General features: G+C 74.0%; 24 protein-coding genes. 6 read left to right on the forward strand and 18 right to left on the reverse strand.

The genetic code is table 11. The features are described 5' to 3' along the window. Positions 1-12: 12 nt before the first annotated feature. The gene (locus IO36_RS18995) at positions 13-492 is read right to left on the reverse strand and encodes a recombinase family protein (RefSeq protein WP_245173341.1); all 480 of its coding nucleotides are present in this window, start codon (positions 490-492) and stop codon (positions 13-15) included. Between the two features lie 84 nt (positions 493-576). Between IO36_RS18995 and IO36_RS19000 the strand changes: the two genes are divergently transcribed. Continuing rightward, on the forward strand, positions 577-1,350 hold the full coding sequence (locus IO36_RS19000; protein WP_037621419.1) for an MBL fold metallo-hydrolase: 774 nt from the start codon (positions 577-579) through the stop codon (positions 1,348-1,350). Beyond that, positions 1,350-2,090 carry a DedA family protein gene (locus tag IO36_RS19005; RefSeq protein ID WP_078943296.1) on the forward strand — a complete coding sequence of 247 codons (741 nt, stop codon included), beginning with the start codon at positions 1,350-1,352 and terminating at the stop codon, positions 2,088-2,090. Before IO36_RS19000 ends, IO36_RS19005 begins: the two co-directional genes overlap by 1 nt. 237 nt (positions 2,091-2,327) lie before the next feature. Here IO36_RS19005 and IO36_RS19010 read toward each other — a convergent pair whose 3' ends face one another. The 7 genes from IO36_RS19010 to IO36_RS19045 all read right to left on the reverse strand — a co-directional run bounded on the left by IO36_RS19010 (position 2,328) and on the right by IO36_RS19045 (position 10,165). Beyond that, entirely contained in the window at positions 2,328-3,608 is a 1,281-nt protein-coding gene (locus IO36_RS19010) for an MBL fold metallo-hydrolase (RefSeq protein ID WP_245173342.1), read from the reverse strand. Then, positions 3,605-4,852 (reverse strand): aminotransferase class I/II-fold pyridoxal phosphate-dependent enzyme, encoded by a 1,248-nt coding sequence (locus tag IO36_RS19015; protein ID WP_037621421.1) that lies wholly within the window; start codon positions 4,850-4,852, stop codon positions 3,605-3,607. Before IO36_RS19015 ends, IO36_RS19010 begins: the two co-directional genes overlap by 4 nt. A gap of 227 nt (positions 4,853-5,079) precedes the next feature. Then, the gene (locus IO36_RS43170; protein WP_051900645.1) at positions 5,080-6,150 is read right to left on the reverse strand and encodes a hypothetical protein; all 1,071 of its coding nucleotides are present in this window, start codon (positions 6,148-6,150) and stop codon (positions 5,080-5,082) included. A 271-nt stretch (positions 6,151-6,421) separates the two neighbouring features. After that, positions 6,422-7,216 carry an RNA polymerase sigma factor SigF gene (locus tag IO36_RS19030; RefSeq protein WP_037621424.1) on the reverse strand — a complete coding sequence of 265 codons (795 nt, stop codon included), beginning with the start codon at positions 7,214-7,216 and terminating at the stop codon, positions 6,422-6,424. A gap of 309 nt (positions 7,217-7,525) precedes the next feature. After that, complete coding sequence (locus tag IO36_RS19035) at positions 7,526-8,104, reverse strand: TIGR03086 family metal-binding protein (protein ID WP_037621426.1); 579 nt, start codon at positions 8,102-8,104, stop codon at positions 7,526-7,528. Continuing rightward, entirely contained in the window at positions 8,101-8,343 is a 243-nt protein-coding gene (locus tag IO36_RS19040; protein ID WP_037621429.1) for a DUF6158 family protein, read from the reverse strand. The genes IO36_RS19035 and IO36_RS19040 overlap by 4 nt, the downstream gene beginning before the upstream one ends. Positions 8,344-8,545: 202 nt before the next feature. Beyond that, a complete protein-coding gene (locus IO36_RS19045) occupies positions 8,546-10,165 on the reverse strand; it encodes an ABC-F family ATP-binding cassette domain-containing protein (protein WP_037621431.1) in 1,620 nt (539 codons plus the stop codon). 103 nt (positions 10,166-10,268) lie between these two features. On the opposite strand from IO36_RS19045, the gene IO36_RS19050 reads away from it, so the two are divergent. From IO36_RS19050 to IO36_RS19060, 3 genes are all read left to right on the forward strand, one after another. Further along, complete coding sequence (locus IO36_RS19050) at positions 10,269-11,768, forward strand: bifunctional phosphatase PAP2/diacylglycerol kinase family protein (protein WP_037621432.1); 1,500 nt, start codon at positions 10,269-10,271, stop codon at positions 11,766-11,768. A 159-nt stretch (positions 11,769-11,927) separates the two neighbouring features. Then, positions 11,928-12,755 (forward strand): class I SAM-dependent methyltransferase, encoded by an 828-nt coding sequence (locus tag IO36_RS19055; RefSeq protein ID WP_037621433.1) that lies wholly within the window; start codon positions 11,928-11,930, stop codon positions 12,753-12,755. A 43-nt stretch (positions 12,756-12,798) separates the two neighbouring features. Then, a complete protein-coding gene (locus IO36_RS19060) occupies positions 12,799-12,969 on the forward strand; it encodes a hypothetical protein (RefSeq protein WP_037621435.1) in 171 nt (56 codons plus the stop codon). Positions 12,970-13,041: 72 nt separating this feature from the next. Here IO36_RS19060 and IO36_RS19065 read toward each other — a convergent pair whose 3' ends face one another. The 3 genes from IO36_RS19065 to IO36_RS19075 all read right to left on the reverse strand — a co-directional run bounded on the left by IO36_RS19065 (position 13,042) and on the right by IO36_RS19075 (position 16,549). After that, positions 13,042-13,854 carry a GvpL/GvpF family gas vesicle protein gene (locus tag IO36_RS19065; RefSeq protein WP_051900647.1) on the reverse strand — a complete coding sequence of 271 codons (813 nt, stop codon included), beginning with the start codon at positions 13,852-13,854 and terminating at the stop codon, positions 13,042-13,044. 67 nt (positions 13,855-13,921) lie between these two features. After that, positions 13,922-15,769 carry a transketolase gene (locus IO36_RS19070; RefSeq protein ID WP_037621436.1) on the reverse strand — a complete coding sequence of 616 codons (1,848 nt, stop codon included), beginning with the start codon at positions 15,767-15,769 and terminating at the stop codon, positions 13,922-13,924. 279 nt (positions 15,770-16,048) lie between these two features. Beyond that, the gene (locus IO36_RS19075) at positions 16,049-16,549 is read right to left on the reverse strand and encodes a phage holin family protein (RefSeq protein WP_425535541.1); all 501 of its coding nucleotides are present in this window, start codon (positions 16,547-16,549) and stop codon (positions 16,049-16,051) included. 110 nt (positions 16,550-16,659) lie between these two features. Between IO36_RS19075 and IO36_RS19080 the strand changes: the two genes are divergently transcribed. Continuing rightward, entirely contained in the window at positions 16,660-17,007 is a 348-nt protein-coding gene (locus IO36_RS19080) for a VOC family protein (protein ID WP_037621439.1), read from the forward strand. Between the two features lie 87 nt (positions 17,008-17,094). On the opposite strand, the gene IO36_RS19085 is transcribed toward IO36_RS19080, so the two are convergent. From IO36_RS19085 to IO36_RS19115, 7 genes are all read right to left on the reverse strand, one after another. Continuing rightward, complete coding sequence (locus IO36_RS19085) at positions 17,095-19,071, reverse strand: DUF5107 domain-containing protein (protein ID WP_037621441.1); 1,977 nt, start codon at positions 19,069-19,071, stop codon at positions 17,095-17,097. 165 nt (positions 19,072-19,236) lie between these two features. After that, positions 19,237-19,785, reverse strand: a complete 549-nt coding sequence (locus IO36_RS19090; protein ID WP_037621442.1) for a GNAT family N-acetyltransferase — start codon at positions 19,783-19,785, stop codon at positions 19,237-19,239. A gap of 48 nt (positions 19,786-19,833) precedes the next feature. Further along, on the reverse strand, positions 19,834-20,760 hold the full coding sequence (locus IO36_RS19095) for a S66 peptidase family protein (RefSeq protein WP_037621935.1): 927 nt from the start codon (positions 20,758-20,760) through the stop codon (positions 19,834-19,836). A gap of 130 nt (positions 20,761-20,890) precedes the next feature. Beyond that, positions 20,891-22,864: an LpqB family beta-propeller domain-containing protein gene (locus IO36_RS19100; protein ID WP_037621444.1), complete on the reverse strand. Its 1,974-nt coding sequence runs from the start codon at positions 22,862-22,864 to the stop codon at positions 20,891-20,893. A gap of 10 nt (positions 22,865-22,874) precedes the next feature. Then, complete coding sequence (locus IO36_RS19105) at positions 22,875-24,179, reverse strand: M20/M25/M40 family metallo-hydrolase (protein WP_037621445.1); 1,305 nt, start codon at positions 24,177-24,179, stop codon at positions 22,875-22,877. Next, the gene (locus tag IO36_RS19110; protein ID WP_037621447.1) at positions 24,172-25,005 is read right to left on the reverse strand and encodes a M55 family metallopeptidase; all 834 of its coding nucleotides are present in this window, start codon (positions 25,003-25,005) and stop codon (positions 24,172-24,174) included. Before IO36_RS19110 ends, IO36_RS19105 begins: the two co-directional genes overlap by 8 nt. Before the next feature lie 74 nt (positions 25,006-25,079). Beyond that, the gene (locus IO36_RS19115) at positions 25,080-25,805 is read right to left on the reverse strand and encodes a class I SAM-dependent methyltransferase (protein WP_037621449.1); all 726 of its coding nucleotides are present in this window, start codon (positions 25,803-25,805) and stop codon (positions 25,080-25,082) included. Positions 25,806-25,956 lie beyond the last annotated feature (151 nt).

The raw sequence follows: 25,956 nt of genomic DNA on the forward strand, positions 1-25,956 counted from the left end.
GCGGGTGCCGGATCAGCGGCCGTCGTACCCGGCCGTCGGCATCGACAGACGGCGGTGGACGCTGGCCTTCATCTGGGCGTCGTACGAGGGCTCGGCGGTGCCCACCGTCTCCACGCGCACACCCCGGCGCGCGCACTCGGCGGTGAACTCCTCCACGGAGGCGAGGGCGCGCTCCAGCACCCGTCGGCTGGGCGCGACGAACAGGTCCACGAGACCGGCCTCGACGTCGGCCCACAGACTGCGGTGGTCGGGACGCAGTCCCCGTACCAGCAGCTCCCGCGTGACGACGTAGCCCTGCTCGGCTGCCCAGCGGGCGCACATCGCGTGCTGGCTGCGGGAGTCGACGAGGAAGGGGTCCTCGTCGAGCTCCTCCAGGGGCGTCAGGCTCGCGATCGCGGTGACACGGAGCGCCGGCGGCCGCGGAGCGGGGACGCTCCGCTCGTACGGGCGCGTGCGGGCGTGCGTGCCGGAGGCACCGGGTGCGTCTCTCATGGTGTCCCCCTCACCTCCTGGTTTCGCCGCAGACCCTACTCCTGCCCGTAGGCTCGGGGGGAGTCGTGCGAAGGAGGCAAAGAGGTGCCGGTGGAGATCACCTGGTGGGGGCACGCCACCTGCACGCTGGAGGACTCCGGGACACGCGTGCTCACCGATCCCCTCTTCGCGCGCCGGCTCGCGCACCTGCGGCGCAGGCGCGGGGCGCCGCCCCCTCCCCCGGCCGCGGTCGCGGACGTCGCGCTCGTCTCCCATCTGCACGCCGACCATCTGCATCTGCCCTCGTTGGCGCGGCTGGCCCCGGGCACCCGGCTGCTCGTGCCGCGCGGGGCCCCGCGTGCGGTCCCGGGACTGCGCAAGCTGGACCATCTGCGGCTCACCGAGGTCGCGCCCGGCGACCGCGTACAGGTCGGTGACCTGGCCGTACGCACCGTTCCGGCGCGGCACGACGGGCGCCGGCTGCCGATCGGCCCGCACCGCTCCCCGGCCGTGGGGTACGTGATCGAGGGCGAGGCGCGGACGTACTTCGCCGGGGACACCGGGCTGTTCGCGTCGATGGCCGAGGAGGTCGGGCCCGTCGACGTGGCCCTGCTGCCGGTGGGCGGCTGGGGTCCCTACCTCGGCGAGGGACATCTCGACGCGGGGCGCGCGGCGGAGGCGCTCGCGGCCCTGCGTCCGCGCAGCGCTGTGCCGGTGCACTACGGCACGTTCTGGCCCATCGGGATGGATGCCGTGCGCCCCCATGAATTCCATGCGCCGGGTGAGGAGTTCGTGCGCCTGGCCGCCGAGCGTGCGCCCCAGGTGGCGGTGCATCTGCTGCGGCAGGGCGAGAGCGTTCGTCCGGAGGCCGCTCGGTGATGTCCTGGTCCGCCGCCGGCGCGGTGGTTCCCCCGCTCCTCCAGTCGCTCAGGAGCACGGTCCACTGGTCGGCGGGGAGCATCGAGTGGCTGTCGGTCCGGGGCACCGCCCCCGTCGCGCTCCTGTCCGACACGGCCCCGGTCGTGCCGCCGGAGTCGACCCAGCAGGCGATCGGCTATCCGTCGCTGTTCCTCCTGATTCTCATCGGCGCCCTGGTTCCGGTGGTGCCGACGGGCGCGCTGGTGAGTTCGGCGGCGGTCGTGGCCTTCCACCAGACCTCGCCCTTCGCGCTGATGGCGGTGTTCGTGGTGTCCTCGGTCGCCGCGTTCCTCGGCGACATCTCGCTCTACTGGCTCGGCCGGCGCGGCATGGGCTCGAAGAACGGGTCCCGCTGGCTGGAGGCGATCCGGCAGCGCGCCCCCGAGGACCGGCTCGCCCAGGCGCAGCGGAAGCTCGCCGACCACGGCATCGCGGTCCTCGTCCTGTCCCGCCTCGTGCCGGCGGGCCGCATCCCGGTGATGCTGGCGTGTCTGCTGGCGCGGATGCCGCTGCGCGTCTTCGCCCGCGGGGACGTCCCGGCCTGCCTCGCCTGGGCGGCCACCTATCAGATCATCGGCATTCTCGGCGGCTCTCTGTTCCCCGAGCCGTGGGAGGGCGTGGTGGCGGCGGTGGCCCTGACGATCGCGATCAGCCTGGCACCGGGTCTGTGGCGCAGGTTCCGGGGGCGGACACCTTCGTAGGAATGCGGGGGCCGCGCCGTCTCGTACGGGGGGGAACGCGGCCGCAGTCGTGAGGCCGCGGCCGCAGGCCCGTACGAGGGGGACGGCCGCCGCCGCCGGTCCGGAGGTCGCGGAGAGCGCAGAGACCGCGGAGGCCACAGAGGTCGCGGAGAGCGCGGAGAGCGCAGAGACCGCGGAGGCCACAGAGGCCGCGGAGACTGGTGACTTCAGCGGAGGCTCGTCACTCCAGCGGATGGGTCATTCCAGCACCCGGGAGCCCCCCACCGCCAGGTCCCACAGGTTCTCCCGGGCCAGGCCCGCCCGCTCCCACGCGGCCCGCACCCGCCGCAGGGGCTCCAGCACCGGTTCGGCGGAGAGCACGAACGTGCCCCAGTGCATCGGGGCCATGCGCCGGGCGCGCAGGTCGACGGCCGCCTGCACGGCCTCCTCGGGGTCGCAGTGCACGTCGCGCAGCCACCAGCGGGGGTCGTACGCGCCGATGGGCAGGAGGGCCAGGTCGATGCCCGGGTGGCGCTGTCCGATGCGGGTGAACCAGTGGCCGTAGCCGGTGTCGCCCGCGAAGTACACCCGGGTGCCCTCGGGTGCCGTGAGCACCCAGCCGCCCCACAGGGAGCGGCAGGTGTCGGTCAGGGTCCGCTTGGACCAGTGGTGGGCGGGGACGAAGTCGAAGCGCACACCGTCGAGTTGGGCCGCCTCCCACCAGTCGAGCTCGGTGACCCGGCTGAACCGCCGTCTCCTGAACCAGCGTCCCAGGCCGGCCGGCACGAACAACGGTGTGTCGCGCGGGAGTTGGCGCAGCGTCGGCGCGTCCAGGTGGTCGTAGTGGTTGTGGCTGATGACGACCGCGTCGACCCGGGGCAGCGCGCTCCAGGCCACGCCGACCGGGGTGATCCGGGCGGGCGTTCCCATGATCCGGCGGGACCAGACCGGGTCGGTCAGGACGGTGAGCCCGCCGATCCGGATCACCCAACTCGCGTGCCCCGCCCAGGAGACGGCAACCGTCCGCGCGTCCACCCGTGGCAGCGGCCCCGGTTCGAAGGGCAGCAAGGGGATGTCGGCGAGTCCGTCGGCACGCGGCCTGATGGCGCCCTCGCGGGCGAGCCGGGCGAAGGCCCGCAGTCCCGGCAGCGGCGCGGTCAGCCGGTCCACGAAGGACCGGGGCCAGATCCGCCGCTCGCCCGGCGGACGGGGCTCGGCCGGTGGACGGGGTTCCGCGAGCGGATGCGGGTGCGGGTCGGCCGGCGGATGCGGGTCCGTGGGCGGGAGCGGGCCCGTGACGGCGTGAAGGTCGGTGATGGCGTGCGGGTGCGTCACGGTGTGAAGGTCGCCGCCGGCGTGCGGGTGGGTGACGGGGTGAAGGCCGCTGACGGCGTGCGACGCGGCGAGGGGGTGCGGGTCGGTGAGCGGGGAGGAGGGAAGGAGGTCGGGGCGTCCCGGCGCGGGGGCCGCCGGGGGCGCGGGATCGCCGGTCTCCTCGGCCGTGGTGCTCGTGGTGGTCGACTCGGACTGCTGCGTCATCGCGGGGACTCCCGTCGCTGAGCGTCGTCGCGGAGATCGTCGAAGGCCGATTCCAAGAGGGTCAACGCGCGGTGCACATGCGGCAGTTCCAGTGGCGAGGGGGACGTGAGCGACTCCTCGCGTTCCTCGTCGGTGGAGCCGAGCAGCGGCCCGGTGCCGAGACGGACCCGGAGCGCCGCGAGATCGTCGCCGAAGCGGTGTCCGCCCGGCGCGGGCATGCCGAGCCGGTCGGAGAGGAAGTCCTCCAGGTCCTGCGCGTCCCCGACGCCGTGCGCGCCGAGGGCGGAGCGGAGCGGGCCGAGGTCGATGTAGAGGTGCCGCCCGGCCTGCGGGGGGCGAGCGACGGCCCCCGCCGTGGCGAGCACACGGTGGGCGGCCTCGGCCACGCGCGCGTGCAGACGGACGGCGGCGGTGAGCCGTTCGGTGACGGCGGCGGGCTCGCCGAGCGCGTACGCGGCCGCGGCGGCGACCGGCCGGGCGACGCGCGCGCCCAGCACGGTGAGCACATCGAGGACCCGCGAACGCAGCGCCGCGCCCGCGTCGTTGTCGGGGAAACGGGCGACGGCGGCCGGCCAGCCCTGCGGCAGGAAGGCCCCCGCGAGGTCGGTGATCACGGTGACGCCGTCGGGGAGCATCTCGGCGGGGCTGAGCAGCACGGTGTCCTGCGGCCGGTGCAGGCTGTCCCGCCAGGTCTCGTCGCTGACGATGTGCAGTCCCTCGCCCGCCGCGGCCTCGACGGCCTCGTGCACCACCTCCGGGGGTGCGACGGTGGCGGTCGGGTCGTCGGCGACGGAGAGCAGGAGCAGTCGTGGGTCGCCGCCCTCGGCGCGCACCCTGCGGACGGTCTCCAGGAGGGCGTAGGGGTCGGGGACGCCGCCGCACTCCGCGGGCGTGGCGACATGGAACACGGACCGGCCCAGCAGACGGGCCTGCGGGGCCCACCACGCGGCGCACGGACGGGGCACGAGGATGTCGCCGCCGAGCGCTCCGGTCAGTGCCAGCAGTAGCGCGGGGGCTCCGGGGGCGGCCGCGACCCGGCCGGGGGCGGCGCGCAGTCCGCGCCGGGTCCAGTAGCCGCCGGCGGCGTCGAGGAGCACGGGCCCGCCGCCGAACGGCTCGGCGCCGGCGTGGTCCGCGGCGGCGGCGAGCACCGAGCGGAGTTCCGGCGGCACGGGCAGGCCCTGGCCGGGCAGGGGCGGACCGTACCGGACCGGTCCGTGGCCTTCCGGGTCCGTCCGCCGCATACCTGCCTCCGCACCGTGGATGCCGCCGTTCCCCGTTCCGGACCCTGCCCGCCCGGACGGTTCCGGCTGTCTTCGTCCCCTCGTACAGCTCACCGGGGGCCGCCCGCCGCCCCGTGCCGTGAGCCGGTCAGCTTCCAGGGGCATGCCGTCCCGTACGCGCTCTCGTGTACGAGGCCGTCGCCTCGCCGGCCGCCGTGCCGTCCAGGGTCATCGTGCCGTCCTCTCCGTCAGAACCGTCGCCGCCGCATCCGGTGCAGCCGGTGCGCGGCCGCGCCCACCGCGCCGGCGATCAGGACGCCGCCGGTGACCAGGGCCGGCACCGAGTCGGTGAACACACCGCCCTCACCGGCGTGCACGCCGCGCTGGACGGTGGGCGGGCGCTCGGCCGCGCCGGTGTCGGAGCCGGTCCCGGTGTCGGGACCGTGCGTCGACGTGACCCCGCGGTCGACGGCGTACGAGGCGGTCCACTGCTTCCCGTGACCACCCGGGGGCGCGGGGCAGACGCCGCCGACGTTCCACCGCCCGTCGGCGCCCCCGGTCTCGGGGACGCCGGTGCCGGGGTCCGTCCGGTCCGGGTCCGCCGTGCCGGGACTGTCGCTGTCGCTGTCGGGGATCAGGGCGTCCGGGCCCACGGTGTCGGGGACCCCGGGGTCGGGGACCGTGTCGGGGCCCAGCGAGTCGGGTCCCAGGTCGTAGGGACCGGTCGTGTCCTGACCGGCCGGGTCGGGGCCCACGGCGCCGGAGGCCGCCGGGTCGGTGACCAGGGGGTCGCCGGCACCGGGAGCGGCGGCCTGGGCGTCCGGCACCAGGGAGTTCGGCGCCCCGGCGGCAGGGCTCACCGCGTCGGCCGTTCCCTCGCCCGCCCGGGCGCCGCCGGGGTTCTTCGCGTCGGAGGTGACAGAGATGTCGGAGCCCGTTCCCGTGCCCGGACCGGCCGCGTCGGAGTCGCCCCCCGCCCCGGAGCCGCCCGCGCGGGTGTCCGCGCCCTGGCCGGGCTCGCCGGAGGCGATGTGGGCGGTGCCGCTGTAGGAGGCGGGGCCCGCGGCACCGGGGTCGGCGCCGTCGACGCGGTGGAGCTGGACCTTGCCCTCCTGGAACCCCTGCGACTGGGCGTCGATGGAGTCCGGCAAGGTCCCCCCGACCGCTTCGCAGCTGACGGTGACGGTGACGGTGCCGCCGGGTTCGACGGAGCCCGGACTGACCTGCGCGTCCGGATCCGCGGCCGCGCCCGACGCGGCGGCGCCGAGGGCGGCACCGGCCAGGGCGGTGGCGTACAGGACACGGGCGGTGCGGCGCATGAGCGGGGCTCCTTCGGCGGGCTGCGGTCCGAGGGCCACGGCCGTCGTGTCCCTCGGAGCCATCAGAGCCCCCCGCACCGCCGCGCGCGAACGGCCGGACCCCATTCGCGCGAAACCGGGGGCCCGACCGGGTGACGTCCCGGCGGGGCCGACACCCGTTCCCGCATACGGACTCCGGCCCCTGACCACACCTCGCCCAGGACCGGACGATGCCCGAACCTCGCCGGACGCCCCGAGCGCGTACGGCATCCAGCCGGCGCCGAAGGGGTTCTCAGGCCGCGTCGCGCATGATCTGGTCGCGGAGGCGGGTGCAGCAGCGGCTGATGAGGCGGGAGACGTGCATCTGGGAGATGCCCAGTTCGTCGGCGATGCTGCTCTGGGTCATGTCGCCGAAGAACCGCATGTAGAGGATGGTGCGTTCGCGCTCGGGGAGGGCCTGGAGCCGGGGTTTCACCGCCTCGCGGTCGATGACCGTGTCGAGGGCCGGATCGGGTGAACCGAGGGCGTCGCCGAGCGAGTATCCGTCGTCGCCGCCGGGGAGTTCGGCGTCCAGGGAGAGCGCGGTGAAGCTCTCCAGCGCCTCCAGACCCGTGCGGACGTCGTCCTCGCTCATGCTCGCGTGCTCGGCGATCTCGGCGACCGTGGGCCGGCGGCCCGGGATGGTCTGCGACAGGTCCTGTCCGGCGAACCGGACGCGGTTGCGAAGCTCCTGGACCCGCCGCGGCACGTGCAGGGTCCACATGTGGTCGCGGAAGTGGCGCTTGATCTCGCCGGTGATCGTCGGCACCGCGTAGCTCTCGAAGGCGTTGCCGAGCTCGGGGTCGTAGCGGTCGACGGCCTTGACCAGTCCGAGCGACGCGACCTGGCGCAGGTCCTCGTAGCTCTCGCCGCGGCTGCGGAAGCGGCCCGCGAGCCGTTCGGCCATCGGCAGCCAGGACTCGACGATCTCCGCGCGGAGCACGTCGCGCTCCGCTCCCGCCGGGAGCGCCGCGAGCCTGCGGAATGCCTCACCGGTGTCGGGGGCGTCGTCGTGCGGATGGTGCGTCGCGCTCGCTCGAGTTCGCATGGTGCGTCGCAACTCCCTTGATGGTGCCAGGTGATGGACAGTCATCGTGGGAACGCACCCGTGCTCCGGACGAGTACACCCATGGCGCGGATAGCCGCTCCCACGGACGTGCCTCCTGTCCGAAGCACTGCAACTGCGTCTGCCCCGCGGCATGCGGGGCAAACACACTCCTATTCTCCCCCGCGGCCGGCCGCCGGCTATCGCGGGGTCGGGGCCCGGCGTTTCCGCCGTCCGGCGGGCTGTCCCGGCAGGCCTCCCGAAGGCAGCGGGCCTCCCGAGGGCTTTCCCGGCGGGGCGCCCGGCGTCGGGTCAGGGCCGGCGCCCGACCAGGCAGAGCAGTTTCGTCTGGACGTCGGCGCCGGGCGGCGGCTCCTCCGGGGCCGCGAAGAGCCCGCTCTTCTCCAGTTCCGCCGCGTGCGGGGTCACCTCGCGGACCGCGAAGGAGAGCAGGTCCCCGGGAAGCTCCTCGTCGGCGCCGATGGCACGCGACAGATCCCAGGCGTGCACCGTCAGATCGGTGACCAGCTGCGCGCAGTAGTCACCCGCCGGCATGTCCCCGAAGGAGAGGTGGACCGTGCGGTCGAGCGCGCCCGGTTCGGCGAACACGCTGCGGGAGGCCTCGGCCACGGCCTCCCAGGCGGCGACCGGGTCGGCGCCCAGCAGGTCGCCGTCGAGGCTGTCGCCGACCGCGTCGACGGTGGCACCGTCCCGGACCAGTGCCGGCACCCATGCCTGCTCGGAGACGAGATGGCCCACCAGGTCGCGCACGCTCCAGTCGCTGCACGGCGTGGGGGCCTCCCACTGGTCGTCGTGGATCGCGTGGACCCGGCGGCCGAAGAGCTCCAGGGCCTCCGCCTGCCGGTCGAGGATCGGTTCCGGGACGCTCATGCCGGCGGCACCCCCGCGGGTCCGCGCTCCCGGGCGCCGTCGCGGGTGCGGCCCGCCGCGACGGGCCGCCGCGGGTGACGGCGCAGGTACTCGCCCTCCAGCTGGGCCATGCGCACGTTGTGGGTGTGCAGCGCGTCGTTCGAGCCGTGCAACAGCGTGTCGTGGCGGGTGCGGTGGATGGCCTCCAGCTCTTTCATCAGCTGCTGGTCGTCCAGCCGGCCCGGGTCGACTCCGGTCATGGTGCTACCCCGCTCGTCGTGGCCGTCGGTGCGGTCCGGACGACCGGGCCGGGCAGGCACTGCCCCGAGCGGCGTCCGGGAGGGAGCCATGGATCGAGACCCACTCCCTCCACTCTACGAACATCCGGGGTGCCGGGCCTCCCCGGGACGAGTCCGACGGCCCGAGGGTCCCCGGGACCGGCCCGCCGGCCCGAGGGCCCGCCTACCGCGCCCGCTCGACGCGGCGCTCGTCCCACACCGGCTCCGAGGTCTCCCGCACCCGGCCGTCCGAGCCGAAGACCAGGTAGCGGTCGAAGGAGCGGGCGAACCAGCGGTCGTGGGTGACGGACAGGACCGTCCCCTCGTACGCCTCCAGGCCCTCCTGGAGGGCCTCCGCGGACTCCAGGTCGAGGTTGTCGGTCGGCTCGTCGAGCAGCAGGGCCGTCGAGCCCTCCAGCTCCAGGAGCAGGATCTGGAAACGTGCCTGCTGGCCGCCCGACAGCCTGTCGAAGCGCTGCTCGGCCTGGGCGGTCAGCTCGTAGCGGCGCAGCCGGGACATCGCCGCCCCGCGGTCCTGGGAGTGCTCGGTCCACAGGATGTCCAGGAGCGTACGGCCCTCCAGTTCCGGGTGGGCGTGCGTCTGCGCGAAGTGGCCGGCGACCACGCGGGCCCCGAGCTTCCACTCGCCGGTGTGGGCGACGTCCCCACCGGCGAGCAGCCGCAGGAAGTGCGACTTGCCCGAGCCGTTGGAGCCGAGGACCGCGACGCGCTCGCCGTAGAAGATCTCCAGGTCGAAGGGCTTCATCAGCCCGGTGAGCTCGAGTCCCTTGCAGGTCACGGCCCGCACGCCGGTCCGTCCGCCGTGCAGCCGCATCGTGATGTCCTGCTCGCGCGGCGGCTCAGGCGGCGGTCCGGCCTCCTCGAACTTGCGCAGCCGGGTCTGCGCCGCCGCGTAGCGGGACGCCATCTCGTGGCTGACGGAGGCGGCCTGACGAAGGTTCAGTACGAGCTTCTTGAGCTGGGCGTGCTTCTCGTCCCAGCGCCGGCGCAGCTCCTCGAAGCGGGCGAACCGCTCCCGTCTGGCCTCGTGATAGGTCGCGAAACCGGCGCCGTGCACCCAGGCGTCCGCGCCGGCCGGACTCGGCTCGACGCTGATGATCTTCTGGGCGGCGCGGGCGAGGAGTTCGCGGTCGTGCGAGACGAACAGCACGGTCTTGCGCGTCTCCCCCAGCCGCTCCTCCAGCCAGCGCTTTCCGGGCACGTCGAGATAGTTGTCCGGCTCGTCGAGGAGCAGCACCTCGTCGGTGCCGCGCAGCAGGGCCTCGAGCACCAGGCGCTTCTGCTCGCCGCCGGACAGGGTCCGCACCAGCCGCCACTGCGCCTTCTCGTAGGGGACGCCGAGGGCGGCCGTGGTGCAGATGTCCCAGAGGGTCTCGGCCTCGTACCCCTGGACCTCGGCCCAGTCGGACAGGGCCTGCGCGTACTGGAGCTGCGACGCCTCGTCGTCGACGGTCATCATGGCGTGCTCGGCGGCGTCCACGGCCTTCGCGGCCTCGCGGATACGGGGCGGGGCCACGGACACGAGCAGCTCGCGCACGGTCGTCTCGTCACGCACGGACCCCACGAACTGGCGCATCACGCCGAGGCCGCCGCTCACGTTGACGGCCCCGCCGTGGGGCTTGATCTCCCCGGAGATCAGCCGCAGCAGCGTCGTCTTCCCGGCGCCGTTCGGTCCCACCAGGGCCACGACGGCCCCTTCCCCCACCCGAAACGACACATCGCCGAGCAGCGCCCTCCCGTCGGGAAGGTAGTACTCAAGATGTGCGGCTTCGAGATGTCCCATGGGCAGGCATTCTCCGGGGAGCGGGCGTACTGGGCAAACGCGTATTCGGCGGAGGCCACGGAGGCCGGGCGACAAGCGCCCGATCCGGGGTAGACGGAGCCGCATGACCACGACCCCCGATGTCGACCTGACCGCCCTCGTACCGGGCCGCCACGCCCTTCGGGACCGCCTGCTCGGCCTGGACAGCCGGATCTTCGAGGCCGTCGCGGCGCGGCACTGGCCGGGCGGCGACCCCGTGCTGCCGCGGCTGAGCCGGAGCGCGAACCACGGTCTCCTGTGGTTCGCCACGGCCGCCGCGGTGGCGGCGAGCCGCACCCCCCGGGCCCGCCGGGCCGCCGTCCGGGGCGTCGCCTCGCTCGCCCTGGCCTCGGCCACGATCAACACCGTCGGCAAGCGCTCGGTGCGCCGCACCCGCCCCGGCCTCGGCCCGGTGCCGGCCGTCCGGCAGCTCAAACGGCAGCCGGTCACCACGTCGTTCCCGTCGGGGCACTCGGCGTCCGCCGCGGCCTTCGCCGCGGGGGTGGCGCTGGAGTCCCGCGGCTGGGGCGCCGCCGTGGCGCCGCTCGCCGCGGCGGTGGCGCTGTCCCGCGTCTACACCGGGGTCCACTTCCCGAGCGATGTCGTGGCCGGTGCGGCGCTGGGCGTCGGCGCCGCTTATGCGGTACGGGCGCTGGTGCCGACGCGGGACCAGGTGACCCCGCCGGGCCGCCCGCGCGCGGACGCCCCGGCGCTGGCCGAGGGTGAGGGCCTGGTCATGGTCGCCAACCGGGGCTCGGGCTCCGCGGAGCGGGCCGGCGCGCTGGCCGCCGCGCTGCCGGGGGCGGAGATCGTGGAGTGCGAGGCCGCCGACGTGCGGGAGGAGCTGGAGAAGGCTGCGGCCCGCGCCCGGGTGCTGGGCGTGTGCGGCGGCGACGGCACGGTGAACACCGCGGCCGGGGTCGCCCTGCGCCACGGGATCCCCCTCGCCGTCCTGCCGGGCGGCACGCTCAACCACTTCGCCCACGACCTCGGTGTGGAGGGTGAACGCGACCTGGCCCGCGCGGTCCAGGAGGGCGAGGCGGTCCAGGTGGACGTGGGCCGGTTCGCCTCCGGCGGCACGGAGGGCATCTTCCTCAACACATGCAGTCTGGGCGTCTATCCGGAGCTGGTGCGCGAGCGGGAGAACTGGTCCCGGGTGCTCGGCAGCTGGCCCGCGGGCGTGCTCGGCGCGCTGCGCGTCCTGCGCGCCGACCGCCATCCGCTGCGGGCCGAACTGGGCGGGCGCAGCCACCCGTTGTGGCTGCTGTTCGCCGGGAACGGCACCTACCACCGGATGGGCCTGGCACCGGCTCGCCGCTTCGATCTCGCGGACGGCCGCCTCGACGTACGGGTCGTGCACGGTGGCCGTCATCCCGCGGTGCGTCTGCTGGCCGCCGCGTTCGCGGGGCCCCTCACCCGCTCCCCCGCGCACGCGGCCGTGCGCGTGGGCAGGCTGCGCCTGACGGGCGTGGCGCCCGGGACGCTGCTGGCCTACGACGGCGAGGTCACCGAGGTGAGCGGCGAGGTGATCCTGCGCAAGAGCCCCGAGGCGCTGACGGTGTACCGCCCCGCGACCCCGCGCTGACCACGGGCCCGGCCACGAACGAGCCTTGTCCATATATCAAGACACGGATCTCACAATGCGGCAGGAGCGCGTACGGTGATGACGTCGCCTCAGGGAGTGCGTGCACTCCGGGAGTGCGTGCCTCCGGGCGAGTCCCGTACGACGAGAAGGGGATCGGTCATGTCGCAGTCGAAGCCGCAGGAGACCGCCGTCTACACGCACGGCCACCACGAGTCGGTGCTCCGCTCGCACACCTGGCGCACCGCCGCCAACTCGGCGGCCTACCTGCTCGGTTCGCTGAAGCCGCACATGCAGATCCTCGACATCGGCTGCGGACCGGGCACCATCACCGCGGACCTGGCCGAACTGGTCCCGGACGGCCGGGTCACCGCCGTCGACCACGCCCCCGGCATCCTGGACCAGGCACGCCGGACGACCGCCGAACGCGGCCTGGACAACGTCGAGTTCGCGGTCGCCGACGTCCACGCGCTGGACTACCCCGACGACACGTTCTGCGTGGTCCACGCCCACCAGGTGCTCCAGCACGTGGGCGATCCGGTGCAGGCGCTGCGCGAGATGCACCGGGTCACCAAGCCCGGCGGGTTCATCGCCGTCCGCGACGCGGACTACTCGTCCATGTGCTGGTATCCGGCCACACCGGGCCTGGACGAGTGGCTGGACCTGTACCTGCGCGTCGCTCGCGCCAACGGGGGCGAGCCCGACGCCGGCCGCCGTCTCAAGTCATGGGCACGGGCGGCCGGAATCCGGGACATCACGGCCACGTCGGCCACCTGGACCTTCTCCACCGAGGACGAACGGGCGTGGTGGAGCGGTCTGTGGGCCGACCGCACGGTGGCCTCCGCGTACGCGGAGCGGGCCACGGAGGGGGGCCACGCGACCCCGGAGGAGCTGCGGGCGGTGTCGGACGCCTGGCGGCGGTGGGGGCAGGAGGAGGACGGCTGGTTCTCCGTGCTGCACGGAGAAATTCTCTGTCGAAAGGAAGCGTGATTCCGCGATATCGGGCAACCAGGAATGCAGGAGGTTACACACTATGGTTCCCATTCTGCTGGTTCTGTTGCTCGCGCTGCTTCTCTTCGGCGCCGGATTCGCACTGAAGATTCTCTGGTGGATAGCGCTGGTGGTCATCGTCCTGTGGCTGCTCGGATTCCTGGTGCGTGGCACGAACGCTTCCGGCGGCCGGGGCCGCTGGTACAGGTGGTAGCCCTTCCTCCTCGGTGAGCTCTTCTCCTCGATGAGGTCGGGGGGATTCCGGGGAGAAACGGCTGGGACGGGTTCAGCTCGTGCAGCTGGTGAGGCCGGTGAACCCGGTGAGGCCCGTGGACCGCGTGAAGGAGTACGCGGCCCACGGGCCCGTCAGCTCCACGTGCACCCCCGACGGCTCCTCCCCCGCCTTTCCGTTCAGCCGTTCCACGAATTCCCCAGAGTCCGCGCGCGGCACCAGATAGGCCGCGTCGAAGATTTTCTCACCCTCTCGCCCGGGAGAAGCCTCCCGGGAAGCATCACGAGAAGCGCCCCGTGAAGCATCCCGCGAAGTAGTGTCCCGTAGGGATTCCGGATTCCGCGGGGTCAGCAGCCGGTTCTCCTCGGCGCACTCGGAGAGGGTGTCGTGCAGCCGGCGCGTGAATTCGTCCACCGAATTCCCCGGGCGCCCGGATTCTCCCGGTTCCCCCGGATCCCCCGGATCCCCCGCGCTCTCGGCGTACACGCTCACGTCCCATTCCACTCGCCCGTCGAGCCGGTCGAGGGTCCGCAGGAAATCGTCCCTGCGTTCCTCCATCATCACGCGCACGCCGCTGTCGTCCCTCAGGACGGTCGCGAGCCGGAGCGGCAGCGGGCTGGTGACGGCGGTGAGCGCGTCGATGACGCCCTGGTGGGCCCGGGCCGTCGTCTCCAGCCAGTGCACGTCCTCCAGCCTGCGGCGCAGCGGCTCCGCGGCGAACTCCCGCTCCGGGACCGAGCCGACCACGGCGATCAGGTCGCCGTGGCGCAGCAGTCTGGGCGGGATGCCGGCGACCCCGGTCAGCTCGGCCGACAGAGCCGCCGAGAAGGGGCGGCAGATCGCGTAGACGTAGCGCAGAGCGCTCATGAAGTCTCCTCCCGCGCTTCCACTCGCCCCCCGCGGCGTACTGACCATGGTGCCCTCCGGGGGCCGGTCAGCGCACCACGGCCGTCTCGACCAGCAGCCGGGCCGCCGCCGCGATCGACTCGGCGTCGATGCCGGCGGCGTGCAGCTGCTCGGCCGGGGTGGCGGAACCGGGCATCGTACGGACGGCGAGACGGACCAGGCGGGGCACGGGACGGCCGTCGGTGAAGGCGTCGAGCACCGCGTCCCCGAGGCCGCCCTCCTCACGGTGGTCCTCCACCGTGACCAGGCAGCCGGTCTCCTCGGCGGCCTCGCGCAGGGTCCGGCGGTCCACGGGCTTGACCGAGTAGAGGTCGATCACCCGGGCCTGCACGCCCTCGCGGCCGAGTGCCTCGGCCGCCGCCAGCGCCTCGTGGACGGTGACCCCGGCGGCGACGAGCGTGAGCCGGTCGTCGCCGGAGGCGCGCAGCACCTTGCTGCCGCCGACCGGGAACTCCTCGGTGGCGCTGTAGATCACCGGGCTCTCGCCGCGCGAGGTGCGCAGATAGCGGATGCCCTCCAGTCCGGCCATGGTGGCGACGAGCTTCGCTGTCTGGTTGGCGTCGCACGGGTAGAGCACGGTCGAGTCGTACACGGACCGGAACATCGCCAGGTCCTCCAGGCCCATCTGGGAGGGCCCGTCCTGGCCGATGGACACGCCCGCGTGGGAGCCGACGAGGTTGATGTCCGCGCCGCTGACGGACGCCATGCGGATGAAGTCGTGGGCCCTGGTGAGGAAGGCGGCGAACGTCGAGGCGTACGGGACCCAGCCGCGCGAGGCCATGCCGACGGCGGTGGCCACCAGCTGCTGCTCGGCGATGTAGCACTCGAAGTAGCGCTCGGGGTGTTCCTTGGCGAAGAGCTCGGCGCGGGTGGAGTCGCCGACCTCGCCGTCCAGGACCACGACGTCACCACGGGCGCCGCCGAGCGCGGCGAGCGCCTTGCCGAAGGCGTCGCGGGTGGCGACCTCGTCCCCGGTCTCGTAGCGCGGCAGGTCGAGGTGTCCGGAGCGCACGGCGTGCAGCATCCGGGCGGCGGGCGGCGGCTGGACCTCCACCCGGTGGTCGTGGACTCCGCCGAGTTCGGCGACCGCCTCCTCGGCGTCGGGCAGGGGCTTGCCGTGCAGTCCCTCACGGTCCTGGACCGAGGCCACGCCCTTGCCCTTGAGGGTCCGGGCGAGGATCACGGTGGGCTGTCCGCCGGTGGAGTCCGCCTCCAGGAAGGCCTGGTCGATCGCCTCCACGTCGTGGCCGTCGACCTCGACGGTGTGCCAGCCGAACGCGGCGAACCTGCGGGCGTAGGCGTCCAGGTCGTGTCCGTGGCGGGTCGGCCCGCGCTGGCCCAGCCGGTTGACGTCGACGATCGCGGTGAGGTTGTCGAGGTGTTCGTAGCCCGCGTGCTCGGCGGCCTCCCACACGGAGCCCTCGGCGAGTTCGCTGTCGCCGCAGAGCACGCGGACGCGGTATCCGGTGTGGTCGAGCCGCTTTCCGGCGAGCGCGATGCCGACCCCGACGGGCAGTCCCTGGCCGAGCGATCCGGTGGCGGTCTCGACCCACGGGAGCCGCCGGGGCGTGGGGTGGCCCTCCAGCCTGCTGCCCGCCTTGCGGAAGGTGAGCAGCTCGGCCTCGTTCAGTGCGCCGGCCGCCTTGAAGGCGGAGTACAGGAGCGGCGAGGCGTGGCCCTTGGAGAGGACGAAGCGGTCGTTGCCGGGATGCTGGGGGCGTTCGAAGTCGTACCGCGTGTGGTTGGCCAGCATGACCGCCATCAGGTCGGCGGCGGACATGGACGACGTGGGGTGTCCCGAGCCCGCGGCGTCGGCGGCCCGGACGCTGTCGACGCGCAGTTGCTGGGCCAGGTCGATGAGCCGGCGAGTGTTCATGGTGCTCCTTCCGGGCATCCGGCGGAATCTGGACAGCTCGGTGCTCCGGCCTCTTCCGCCCGCGCGAGAGGGGCCGGCTCCCGTCCGCCGTACGGGCCTTCCGCGTCCCCACGACCAGGGGGCCCAAACACGCGGGAAGCCCGGACACGCAGGAAACCCGAAGACGGCGGCCCAGGCACGGGGGCCGGCACGAGGGGGCGGACGTACGGAGGCCCGGGACGCCGGTGCATCGGCGTCCCGGGCCCTGTCGGTGGTCCGGGTCGGGGGTTCCGGAGCGTGTCACCGCGCCCGGTGCAGCCAGACCTCGGGGTCGTCGGAGGGACCCGTACCCGTACCGGCGTCGACGGCGTCGGGCGCCGCGGACGGGATCGGCGGGTAGGGCAGGCCCATGCCGCTCGGCGGGGAGGGCGGCGCGTGGGCGCCGATGACCCGGCCGGGCGGGGTGAGCGCGTCCGGGTCCGTGGTCGCCGGCCGGGGCGCGGCGGGACGGGCCATGCCCCGCAGCACGTACGCGGCGGCCCCGAGCACCGCCGCGGCGATCAGCGCCGCGGCCCAGCCGGGCAGCGCGGAGGCGAGGCCCAGGCCGAGGGCGAGGACCAGGGCTGCGCCCGCGTACAGCGCGGCGGCGCCCGAGGCGGCGTACAGCGTCGCCGTCCGGCGCTTGGCGCGGCCCTGCGTGCGCAGTTCGTCCCGCACCGTCTCGCGGGCCACCAGGGCGAGTTCGTCGGCGAGTTCTCTGTCCAGGTGCTCCAGATGTTCCAGGTGCTCGATGCGCTTCATCGTCTGCGGGTACCCGGCGAACCGGTGCCGTAACGGGCCGGGCCCCGGCCCGGGAGACGATCGTCCGAATCGATCTCCCCCGCCGTGCGCGCCCAACTAGGCTCGTCCTCATGGAGATTCTGGGAGCCACGCTGCGCGTCTGCGTCGACGACCTGGAGACCGCGGTCCCCTTCTACGAACGACTGGCGGGCGGCCCGGCGCTCCGCTTCGAGCGCGGCGGGGTGTCGGTCGCCGCGGTCGGCTGCTTCCTGCTGATGAGCGGGCCGGCGTCCGAACTCGACGTGCTGCGCAAGGTCGCGGCGACGATCGCGGTCGAGGACGTCGAGGAGACCGCCCGGGTCCTCACCGGCCTCGGAGCCCGGGTGGTCGCCGGGCCCGTGGAGACCCCCGGCGGCCGCAACCTCATCGCCGTGCACCCCGACGGCTCGGTGTACGAGTACGCGGACCGCAACGGCTGAGGCGGCACCCGGCCCGGACCGCGACCGGTCCCGGCGCCGGGCGGGGCATCGCGACCGGTCCCGGTGCCCCGCCCGGCGGCGGACGGTTCAGGGCGTGGAAGGCGGCCGCATGCGGAAGTCGTAGCGTGCCGGAAGCGGGTCGTCGCCGAGCCGGGACCAGAGCCGGTCGACGCTCTCCGCCCCCTCGCGCAGGTCGGCGACCTCGAAGCCCGCGTCGAAGACGGCCCGCGCGTCCTCTCGGCGGCCCTCGGCGAGCAGCAGTTCGGCCTCGACTAGACGGAACCGGCCGCGCTCCCGGGTCGCCGGGTGCAGCCGCTCCCACACCGAACGCGCCTGCGCGGGACGCCGGACCCGCAGCAGCGCCTCGACGGCCTCGCGGCCGAGCGCGGCGCTCGCCGCGGTCCACCGCTGTCCGTCGTCGCGCCGCTCCCGGCACAGGTCGTCGAAGGCCTCGGCGTAGCGGTCCGCGGCGCGCTCGTCGTTGCCGGTCTCCTGGTCGGCGACGGCGAGGCAGCGCAGCAACGGCCAGAGGGACGGGGCCAGTCCGAGCGCCCGCTCCCAGCTCCGCACGGCCTGGGCCACGTCCCCGGCGTGCCACTGGGCGACGCCGAGGTGGTACTCGGTGACGGGGGACGCGGGCGCGGTCTCCAGCATGTCGCGCCAGTGCGGGGCCACCAGTGTCTCCCCGGGCGGGCTGACCCGCCGGGGCTCGGGGAACGCGCCGGAGCGCAGCAGTTCCCGCCAGGGTTCCTGCTCGTCGCCGAGCGTGCTCTCGTCGAAGGGCGTGCCGGGCAGTTTGTGCGCGGCGCGCAGCACCTCGAGCGCTCCCCAGCCGGATCCTGCGGCGAGGACCTCGCCGGGCGCGGTGTCGGCGTGCGGCAGCCAGGCGGCGTACGCGGCGTCGACCGTGTCCCGGGAGAGGACGCTCTCCAGCCGCGCCTCGGTCTCCGCCCGCGCGGCCTCCCAGTCGCTCCCGTGCGCGCGGTCCGCGCTCACGGTCAGCGGCCCGTACGCCTCCAGCCAGGAGACCTCGCTCTCGGCCTCCAGCGGTACGTGTTCGAGCTGGGTGCGGGCGAGCCCGGCCTGGATCTCGCAGTACCCGCCGGTCCCGGGCTCGGTGAGCCATTCCTGCCAGCGCCGTCCGCCGGGTCCCGAGCCCCAGACGAACAGCTTGCGCCCGCGCAGGGCGTCGGTGGACGTCTGGACCAGGCCCTCCCCCGTGTCGTCGACGGCGGCGATCCAGCGGCGCCGCCCGTCCTCGACCTCGTAGAAGTAGTCGGCGGGGAAGGTGTTGTTCAGCGGGTACGTCCGGTCGGTCCCGTCGTACGCCGGCACGGGCACCCGGCGCAGCCGCCGCTCGTAGCCGAAGTGCCAGGCCTCCTCGGCCGGGGCGATCACCCTGCGCTCCTCGGGGACCGCGATGTTGGACCACCAGTACAGCGGGGCGGGCCGCTCGTGCGGGTTGCGGACGCGGACGCCGACGTACAGGAAGTCGGAGCCGTCGGGCAGCCACAGGTCGACCTGGAAGGGGAGGTCGCGCAGGCGCTCCCACTCCCACAGGCGCAGCATCTCGCCGCCGTCCGGGGCGGGGACGCGGGCGGCGTGGACGGGGGCGCACGACAGGGTGGTGTGCCCGGTGGCGCCGATGTTCCACTCGATGCCGCCGGAGAACCAGGCGCCGTTGAGGGCGAAGCAGGCCGGCTGGAGCACCGGGTTGGTGTAGAGCAGTTCCCGCGCGGTGGGCTTGTGGAAGAGGGAGACGACACGGCCGCCGTAGCCGGGCAGCACGGTGGCGCGGAGCCGGTCGTTCTCGATCACTATCGTGTCGAGTTCACGCGGCGCGCGTTCTCGGCCGTACCCGTCCCGTATGCGCTCCGGCAGCACGCTGCGCAGCGGCTCGTACCCGATCTGCCGGGCCATGTCGCCCGGCAGACCGACGCGGTCGCGGTCGTCGATACGGTGCATCTCGTCGAGGGTCCGCAGGGGAGGCAGCGGGTTGCTCGGGCCCAGTTCCGCCGTGGGAAGGGCCAGTACGTCACGTCGGATCGTCGTCACGATGACCATGGAACATGGTCATCGGCGTGCTGACCAGGGTGTCCGCCCGACAGAATCGGGTCAGGATTGCGCAAAGGCCTTCCCGCCCTCCCCCCGGGACGCACGGGCCCCTTACGCGGGACGGACGTCCCCTCCCCGCAGGACGCACGGGCCCCTCCAGCACCCCGCCCCGCGTCAGCCGGACGCGACCATCTCCGAGGTGATCGCCCACCGTTCGTGGTCCCGCCAGGCACCGTCGATGTGGATGAAGGCCGGCGAGAAGCCCTCCAGCCGGAAGCCGCACTTGCGCGCCAGCGCGATGGACCCCGTGTTGCCGGGCTGCGCGTTGATTTCCAGCCGGTGCAGGCCCAACTCCCCGAAGGCGTACCGCACGACGAGGCCGAGCCCCTCGGTCATCAGGCCGCGCCCCGCCGCGTGCGCGAAGGCGCCGTAGCCGAGGGCACCGCACAGGAAGCCGCCCATGACGATGTTGTTGATGTTGATGAAACCGGCGATCCCGCCGCCCTCGCGCTCACAGACGAGGAACCCGGCCTTGGTCGGGTCCTCGATGAGCCGCCCGGCGTAGGCGGCGTACGCGGCGAGGTCGGCGGGCGGGAAGAGCCAGGGCCGGTGCAGGCTCCGGCTCTCCCTCGCGCGAGCGGTGAACTCCGGGCCGTCCTCGAGGGTGAACCGGCGGATTCCCACGCGGGGGCCTTCGGCGAGCAGGTCGATCTTCTCGGGCACCCGGTCACCCTACGCGAGCACGGACCGCCCCGGCGTCCTCCCGAGGGGTCACAGCAGCGCGGGCTCCTCCAGGGTCAGGGTCCCCGCGTCGGCGTCGAGTTCGGCGCGGACACCGAACGGCATCGTCAGCGACCCCTCGGCGTGGCCGAATCCGAAGTGCTCGACGACCGGAACGCCGAGCGGGCCGAGCCGGTCGGCGAACACCGAGCGCAGCCGCTCGTAGGGTCCGCAGTCCACCCACGAGCCGAGCGCGATGCCGGCGACACCGTCGAGCCAGCCGCTGCGCAGCAGTTGCGTCAGGATGCGGTCCAGCCGGTAGGCCTCCTCACCGATGTCCTCGATCAGCAGCAGTCCGCCCCGGGCGCCGGCGCGGGCACCCGGTGTGCCGAGTTCGGCGGCCAGCAGGCTGGCGCAGCCGCCGAGCGTGACCCCGGTGGCCTTCCCGGGCACGAGCGCGACGGCCTCGCCGGAGGCTATGGTCCGCACCGACTCGGGTTCGAGGAGGGTGGCCCGCAGATGCTCCTGGGACCGCTCGTTCTTCAGGAAGTCGACCGCCGCGACCATCGGGCCGTGCAGGGTCGCCAGGCCCATCCGCGTGGCGAACGCCTCGTGCAGTGCGGTGATGTCGCTGAAGCCGACGAAGACCTTGGGGCCGGCCGCCCGGACGGCGTCCCAGTCGAGCAGGTCGATCATGCGCTGGGCGCCGTAACCGCCGCGGGCGCACAGCACCGCGGACACGTCCGGGTCGCACCAGGCCGCCTGGAAGTCGGCGGCCCGGTCCGCGTCCGTCCCCGCCAGGTAGTCGAACTCGCCGTGCCGGTCCAGGACGTGGGGCGCCACGACCGGGTCGAGGCCCCAGCCGCGCAGGATGTCGAGGCCGGCCTGGAGCCGTTCCTCGGGGACGGGCCCGCTGGGCGCGACGACCGCGACCCTGGCCCCGGCGGCGAGTCGCGCGGGCCTGGTCAGTGCGGGGATCGGTGCGGTCGTACGGGTCACTCGTGGTGCTCCAGTCGTCGGTGGTTCGGGGTCGGACGGTGCCGCCGGGATGCCGGGTGGTTCGGAGGCCGGCGGCCCGGGGCGCGGGGGCACCGGGCGGCCGGCCGCCTCACTTGGACAGCTCCAGCGTCGGGACACCGGGTGGGTTCAGTCCGAAGACCTGCGCGTACAGCGAGAGTTCGGACTCCAGGGCGCGCTCCATCGTCTCGGCGCGGCGGAAGCCGTGCCCTTCTCCCTCGAAGGCGATGTAGGCGTGCGGGACCCGGCGGCCCTGCTCCTCGATGCGGGCCAGGAAGCGTTCGCACTGAGCGGGCGGGCAGACGGCGTCGTCGAGCCCCTGGAGCAGCAGGAACGGCGCGGTGATCCGGTCGGCGTGCGTGGACGGCGACCGCTGGGTGTACCGGGCCGGTACCTCGGCGATCGGGCCGACGAGCGACTCCAGGTACTGCGACTCGAAGTCGTGCGTCTCGCCCGTCGCCCATTCGGTGAGGTCGATCACCGGATAGAGGATCGTGCCGCAGGCGTAGACGTCGGTCGTGGCCAGGGAGGCGGCCGTGGTCCAGCCTCCCGCGCTGCCGCCCCGGATGGCGAGCCGGCGCCGGTCGGCGGTGCCCTCGTCGGCGAGCGCGAGCGCGACGGCGGCACAGTCCTCGACGTCGACGACACCCCACTGTTCGCGCAGGAGGTTGCGGTACTCCCGTCCGTGACCGGTCGAACCGCCGTAGTTGACCTCGGCCACCCCGATGCCCCGGGAGGTGAAGTAGGCGATCTCCAGGTCGAGTACGAGGGGTGACCTGCTGGTGGGGCCGCCGTGGACCCATAGGACGTAGGGCGGCGGTTCGTCGGCGGGGCCGACGTGGCCGGGATGGTGCGGCGGGTAGATGTGCGCGTGGACCTCGCGTCCGGCGGGTCCCTCGAACGTACGGATCTGGGGTTCCGGGTAGTACGCGGGGTCGACCGGGTCGTCGTGCGCGGCGCCGATCACCCGGGCGCGCCCGGTGCGGGCGTCCAGTTCGACGACCTCGTGGGCGCTGCGGGGGCTGGCCCCGACGCCCACGACCCGGCTGCCGTGCGCGGCGAGGGTCGCCGCGAACTCGGTCCAGGGGCCGGCCGTGTCGACGACCTCACCGGTCTCCGGGTCCAGGATGCCGAGCGCGGTGGAGCCCCGTCCGTGCACGACGGCGACCAGGCCGCTCTCCAGCGGGGCGAACCAGCGGAGTCCGACCTTCCAGAGCGGGCCGCCGAACTCCTCCTCACGCGGACACAGGGCGATCGCCTCGCCGTCGCCGCCGAGGCGGTGGAGGTTCCACCAGCCGTCGCGGTCGCTGACGTGGAGCAGGGTGCCGTCGGCGGCCCAGTCGGCCTGGGCCACGGACTCCTCCGGGCCGCCCGCGACCGTCCGCGGAGCGGTGAGCGCGCCGTCGGCGGTGACGTCCGCGAGGATCACCTCGGTGCCGTCCCACGGCATCCTCGGGTGGTCCCAGGCGAGCCAGGCCGCCTGCCGTCCGTCGGGCGAGATCCGGGGCCCGGTGACGAACCGGTGCCGTCCGTCGGACAGTTCGCGCACGGCGTCCCGGTCCCCCGCCGCCGATCCGTCCAGCGGCACCGCGACGAGCGCCCGGCGCAGGTCGGTGGGCCCGTCCCCGGTGAACTCCTCCATGACGCACCAGACCTCACCGCGCTCCGGCCGGATCTGCGGGTCCACCCAGCGCAGCCCGCCGCCGACCTCCGAGCGGGGGGTCAAGGGGCTCGGTTCGCCTCCGGGTTCCCAGCGGTACAGCCGCTGGTCGGCGAAGTCGACGAAGACGACCAGCGGTCCCTCGGGGCGCATGATCCCCGCCCAGGGGCTGCCGCCGTACTCCATGACACGGCTGCGGACGTTCCAAGGGGCCGGGAGCACCGGTTCCTCGGTGCCGTCCGCGGTGCGCCGCACCAGGGTGCGGCGCCCTCCCTCGGCGGGCCGGGGCTCGGTCCACCAGGCCTCGTCGCCGACGAAGCCGACGAACTCGGGGCTGCCGTCGTGCGCGGCGGCGAGCCTCGCGCCGATCGGCGAGGGCCATGAGCCGTATGGCGTGGTCTGCATCTCGTCCCCCCTAGGCCGTGCGCAGAAAGCGGTCGAGAACATGGACGCCGAAGTGGAGCGCCTCGACGGGCACGCGTTCGTCGACTCCGTGGAACATCGCCTGGTAGTCGAATCCCTCCGGGAGTCTGAGCGGGGTGAAGCCGTACCCGGTGATGCCGAGGCGGGAGAACTGCTTGGCGTCCGTGCCGCCCGACATGCAGTACGGGACGACATGGCCCTCGGGAGCGAACTCCTCGACGGCCGCCCGCATCCGCGCGTAGGTCGGCGAGTCCAGCGGGGCCTGAAGGGCCACCTCCCGGTGGTGGAACTCCCACTGCACGTCCGGCCCGGTGAGCTCGTCCATCGTCGCCCGGAACTCGTCCTCGCCGCCGGGCAGATACCGGCCGTCCACGAAGGCGACGGCCTCGCCCGGAATCACGTTGACCTTGTAACCGGCGCTCAGCATCGTCGGGTTGGCACTGTTGCGGACGGTCGACTCGACGAGGGCGGCGGCCGGGCCGAGCTTGTCGAGCAGGGCGTCCACGTCGTCGAGATCGCCGTCCACGCCGTACAGGGCGGCGAGTTCGGTGAGGGCGGCCCGCACGGTCGGGGTGAGGCGCAACGGCCACTCATGGGCGCCGATGCGGGTGACCGCGGCGGCGAGGCGGGTCACCGCGTTGCTGCGGTTCACCTTGGAGCCGTGGCCCGCCCGTCCCCGCGCGGTGAGCTTGAGCCAGCCGGTGCCGCGCTCGCCCGCCGCGATGGGGTAGATCTGCCGCCCGGCGCCGTCGTGGAAGGTGAACGCCCCCGACTCGCTGACGCCCTCCGTGCAGCCCTCGAAGAGCCCGGGGTGCTTGTCGGCCAGGAAGCCCGAGCCGTCCTCGGCGCTCGCCTCCTCGTCGGCGGTGAAGGCGATGACCAGGTCGCGCCGGGGCCGCACGCCCTCGCGGGCCCAGGAGCGGACGACGGAGAGGATCATCGCGTCCATGTTCTTCATGTCCACGGCGCCGCGTCCCCAGACGACCCCGTCGCGGACCTCCCCGGAGAACGGGTGGACGCTCCAGTCCTCCGCCTGGGCGGGCACCACGTCCAGATGACCGTGGACGAGGAGCGCGTCGGCGGACGGGTCCGTGCCCGCCAGCCGGGCCACGACGTTCGTGCGCCCCTTGGTGCGCTCCAGGAGCAGGGGCTCCAGACCCGCCTCGGTGAGCCGCTCGGCGGCGTACTCGGCGGCGGGACGCTCCCGGCAGTCCCCGCCGCCCCGGTTGGTCGTGTCGATCCGGATGAGGTCGGAGGTGAACCGGACGACCTCGTCGAGTGCCCGTTCGTCAGCCATACTGCTCCTCCACCGCGGCCGAGGCGATCGTGGTGACCGCCTTGAAGGTCCGAATCCCCTCGTACATCGTGTCGCTGGTGTACACGATCTTGCGCTCACCGGCACGGTCGACCCCCGGCACGACCGTGGCGGCCATGGCCAGGTGCTCGGCGTCGAACTCCACCGCGATGGTGAACGGGCCGCCGGCGACCGGCTCGTGCCGCACCGCCAGCGCGGCCGCCTCCTTGGCCGCGGCCCGGATGTCCGCGGCGGTCCTGGCCGGGGTGCGGCACACCGCGGCGTACCGCGAGACATGGTCCTTGACGGCGACCTTCAGCGCCTCGGGCGCGTACCCGAGGGCGTCCTCGCAGGCCACGTCGTCCCCCGTGACCAGCACGACCGGCACACCGTACTCGGCGACGACGTGGGCGTTGAGCAGTCCTTCGCTGGCCCGCGCGTCGTTGATCCACACGCCGGTGACGGAGTTCGCCAGATAGGTGTGTGCGAGGACGCCCTCCATGCCCGCCCCGGCGTGATACCCGACGAACGCGATGCCGTCCACGTCCCCGTGCTGGACGCCCTCGACCATGGACAGCGACTTGTGCCGCCCGGTGAGCATCTCCGCTCTCTCGTCGAGCCGCTCCAGCAGCAGGTTCCGCATGCTCCAGTGGGCTTCGTTGATCAGCACCTCGTCGGCACCACCGTCGAAGAAGCCGAGCACCGCGGCGTTCACGTCCGAGGTGAACAACGCGCGGCACCGCTCCCACTGGGGAGTCCCCGGCAACACGTCGGCCGGCCAGGTCACACCCGTGGCGCCTTCCATGTCGGCGCTGATGAGGATCTTCATGCCGAAACCGTACGCGCTTCGGCCCGGACCCGGCAGAGCCTGTGGACAACTCCGGCGGGTCCGGACCACCTGTGTCAGCCGGGGCGCCCGGCAACCAGCCACCGCGACGGGAGTTCGATGAGGGTGCCGTCGGGTGTGTGCTCGGTCGTGTGGAGCGGGAGCTCACCGCTCGCGAGGACCGTGAGGCCGGCCCGGCGCAGATGCTCGGGGACGGCCGCGTCCGCGACCTCGCCGGGGGCGATGCCGTGCCGGAACACGGGCGCCAGTTTGGCCGGCGGGCCGTCCGGGTCCTGGGCCAGCGCGCGCAGGACCGGACCGGCGGCCTCGGCGAGCTCGACCAGCAGGACCCGGCCCCGGTCGCCCGCCAGGGTGGCCAGGCCGTCCGCCAGCGGCTGCCGGTCGTCCGGCTCCGACTGGTGGAGGACGCCCCGCATGTAGACGTTGGCGTCGCCGAGCTCGGCGTGCAGGGCCTCGGTCTCGGCCTTGTCCGCCGCGTCGAGCAGCCGGTACCGGGCCCGGCCCGCCGGATCGGCGGTGCGGGCGTGGTCCAGCGCCGCCGGCGCGAGGTCGGTGCCCACCACCCGCGGGAAGCGGTCGGCCAGGAAGCGGGTCTGGGTGCCGTTGCCGCAGCCGAGGTCCACCAGGGGCAGGTCGGGGGCCGTGAGATGCGGCTCGAAGTGGGCGAGATGGACCGCGGCGGTGAGCGCGGGATCCGCGTCCCACAGGACTGCGCCCTGCCCGCCGGGTGCCTCGCGCCAGAAGCCCTCCCAGGCTCCCCTGTACCGACTGCTCACGCTCATGCCCGCTCCCCGGGTCGCGACCGTGCCCGCCGGGTGTCGGCGGGCCTGATCGGTCTACCGCTCCGGGGGTACGGCGACAAGCCGCCGGCGCATTCCTTCACCGCTCATTCGAACCGTGTACGCCCGCGTCCGCGGGAGCCGCCCCGCCGTG

The sequence above is a fragment of the Streptomyces aureus genome (genome assembly GCF_000725495.1).
Lineage (GTDB): Bacteria > Actinomycetota > Actinomycetes > Streptomycetales > Streptomycetaceae > Streptomyces > Streptomyces aureus_B.